We start from the raw sequence: 2,697 nt of genomic DNA on the forward strand, positions 1-2,697 counted from the left end.
GAGGCATACCCTTCCGGCGTCTTCGCCGGCCCCGCGTAATAGATCGGGTGATTCTTGAAATAGTCAGGCAGCGGTTCGCCCTTCTCCAGCCGCTCGCGCAATTTGGCGTGCGCGGAATCGCGCGCCACGATCATGGTGCCGGTCATCGACACCCGCGTCTTGGTCGGATGCTTTGAAAGCGCCGCCAGAATATCCTTCATCGGCTGGTTGAGGTCGATCTTGATCACCTCGCCGCCGAGCGCGTGCTCGACCTGCGGCAGATATTGCGCCGGATTGTGCTCGAGCTCCTCGAGATAGACGCCGTCCCTGGTGATCTTGCCGAGCACTTGGCGGTCGGCCGAGCAGGAAACGCCAAGGCCAATGGGGAGCGAGGCGCCATGGCGCGGCATCCGGATCACACGCACGTCGTGGCAGAAATACTTGCCGCCGAACTGCGCGCCGACGCCGAGCGACTGCGTCATCTTCAATATCTCTTGTTCCATCTCCAGATCGCGGAAGGCATTGCCGTCCGGCGAGCCGTGGGCCGGCAGCGCATCGAGATAGCGCGCGGAGGCAAGCTTCACCGTCTTGATGCAGAGCTCGGCCGAAGTGCCGCCGATCACGATCGCGAGGTGATAGGGCGGGCACGCCGCGGTGCCGAGCGTCAGAATCTTCTCCTTCAAAAACGCCAGCAGGCGATCTTTCGTCAGCACCGAAGGAGTGGCCTGGAACAGAAAGCTCTTGTTGGCGCTGCCGCCGCCCTTGGCCATGAACATGAACTTGTAGGCGTTATCGCCTTCCGCATAGATCTCGCACTGCGCCGGCATGTTGTTGGCCGTGTTTTTTTCCTCATACATCGACAGCGGCGCCACCTGCGAGTAGCGCAGATTGCGCCGCAAGTACGCATCGCGCGCGCCTTCCGAAAGTGCCGCCTCGTCCTCGCCGTCGGTGATGACGTTGCAGCCTTTCTTGCCCATGATGATGGCGGTGCCGGTATCCTGGCACATCGGCAGCACGCCGCCGGCCGCGATATTGGCGTTCTTCAGAAAATCGAAAGCGACGAACTTGTCGTTGTCGCTCGCTTCCTTGTCGTCGAGGATCGAACGCAACTGCTTTAGATGTCCCGGCCGCAAATAGTGATTGATCTCGCCAAAAGCGGCCTCCGACAGCGCCCGCAGCGCTTCGCGGGACACCACCAGCATGTCCTTGCCCAGGACCTTCTCGATCCTGACGCCCTCTGCCGTGATTTTCTTGTAGGGCGTGGTGTCCGCTCCCAGCGGAAACAACGGGGTGTGCTTGTAGGGAGGAACGGGCTTTTGCGGATCGGGAAAGGCGGAAGGGGCGTTCATGGGAAGTCTCGCAAGGTTCAGGGCCAGACCGCGCGAAAAGCGCGCCCCGGCAATGGCACCGTTCTAAGCCCTTTTGCGCCAAAGGGAAGGTTTCAGCGCCGCGATCCCCGCAGACCCCTTGGCTTTTTCGGTCATCCCTTGCACTCGCGGCCCGCTTGAGGCTTTTATGCCGGGAGTACGAGGGGCTGGCACGATGACGCTTTCTTTTTCCCGCCGACTGATCCTGCTTGCGGCTGGACTGGCGGTATTCGCCGCCGCCGGCGCCTCGCCGGCGCGGGCCGACCGCTGCACCGACATCGCCAATCAGCTCAAGCAACAGGTCGACGGCCTGAAGGTCGGCATCACGGCGGCCAACATCATCTATCTGTCGCATCCGATGGCGAAGGAAATGTCGCTCGGCTGCGCCAACCGCAAATACTCCAACGAGCTTTACGTCAAGGGCACCAGCCGCAAGCCGAAGGCGGAATTCATGTCCTTTGTGGCCGGCGCGGCCGCCATCGTCTTCACCCTGCCCAAGGACGACATGCTCAAGGGCGTGTCGCGCTGCATGTCCCGGATGGGCTTTTTCCGCGGCGACGACGTCTCGATCCGTTACCGCCGCCTCGACATGAACTGCACGCGGACCAAGGTCGACGCCGCGATCGCGATTTCGCGCGGGCTGGACCAATAGGCCGGTCCTCGGCTCTCGTACAATTTGAACGAATTTGCCGCCCTCCCCGTTCACCATCCCGCGATAGAGCGCCGGATCGATTGCATTTTATCGATTGGATTCAGGCGGGATTCGCCGGTGTCCCGCTAGGGTCGAGGTTGTATCAGGGATTACCGACCCATGAGCGTTTCAAGCACCTCTCCGTCGCCGGCGCCGCTGCCGTTCAACTACCTCGACACCAGCAACAACACGCAAGCAGCGCCCGCCACACCAACTGACAACGATTCCAACGACGCCGCCGTAGCCGCCCAGCCTCCGGCGCCGCCCCCGCTTCCGCCCGGACAGGGAACGCGGGTCAATCAGCTCGTCTAACAGGTTCCGTGCGCCGATAGCGGCGGCGGAAGTTTGCCGAAAGGCCACGCGATCATTAGGTGTCCCCTCAAGGAGGACGCCGGATGATCGCGAAATGGCTGTTCCAGACCCTTGCCTGGATCCTCGCACTCGCCGTGCTGCTGTTCGTGCCTGCCGGCACGCTGCGCTGGCCGGCGGCGTGGGTGTTCCTCGGCTTCATGCTGGCCTTGGGCCTCGGCTTCGGAGGTTGGCTCGCGAGGAAGAATCCGGCGCTGCTCGCTGAGCGCATGCGACCGCCGATCCGGGCCGACCAGCCCTTAGCCGACAAGAAACTCCTCATCGCATTCGGCATTGTGAACCTGATCTGGT

3 protein-coding genes and 1 pseudogene are annotated in these 2,697 nt (G+C 62.6%); 3 read left to right on the forward strand and 1 reads right to left on the reverse strand.

All coding sequences use genetic code 11. The annotated features are described in order from the left end of the window. Positions 1–1,328: fumarate hydratase (locus tag WB528_RS00205; protein WP_423886421.1), on the reverse strand; the 1,328-nt coding region annotated here is incomplete at its 3' end. A 193-nt stretch (positions 1,329–1,521) separates the two neighbouring features. Here WB528_RS00205 and WB528_RS00210 point away from each other — a divergent pair. The 3 genes and pseudogenes from WB528_RS00210 to WB528_RS00220 all read left to right on the forward strand — a co-directional run. Further along, positions 1,522–1,998: a hypothetical protein gene (locus WB528_RS00210; RefSeq protein WP_423886422.1), complete on the forward strand. Its 477-nt coding sequence runs from the start codon at positions 1,522–1,524 to the stop codon at positions 1,996–1,998. 159 nt (positions 1,999–2,157) lie between these two features. Next, the gene (locus WB528_RS00215) at positions 2,158–2,349 is read left to right on the forward strand and encodes a hypothetical protein (protein WP_423886423.1); all 192 of its coding nucleotides are present in this window, start codon (positions 2,158–2,160) and stop codon (positions 2,347–2,349) included. Between the two features lie 83 nt (positions 2,350–2,432). Further along, positions 2,433–2,697, forward strand: a pseudogene (locus WB528_RS00220) (isoprenylcysteine carboxylmethyltransferase family protein); the annotation flags it as partial.

The sequence above is a fragment of the Bradyrhizobium sp. genome (assembly GCF_049586575.1).
In the GTDB taxonomy this organism is placed as follows: domain Bacteria; phylum Pseudomonadota; class Alphaproteobacteria; order Rhizobiales; family Xanthobacteraceae; genus Bradyrhizobium.

Excerpts from the sequence above, each read along its gene's own strand:
- WB528_RS00210 (WP_423886422.1), top strand. The coding sequence starts at position 1,522 with ATGACGCTTTCTTTTTCCCGCCGACTGATCCTGCTTGCGGCTGGACTG.
- WB528_RS00215 (WP_423886423.1), top strand. The coding sequence starts at position 2,158 with ATGAGCGTTTCAAGCACCTCTCCGTCGCCGGCGCCGCTGCCGTTCAAC.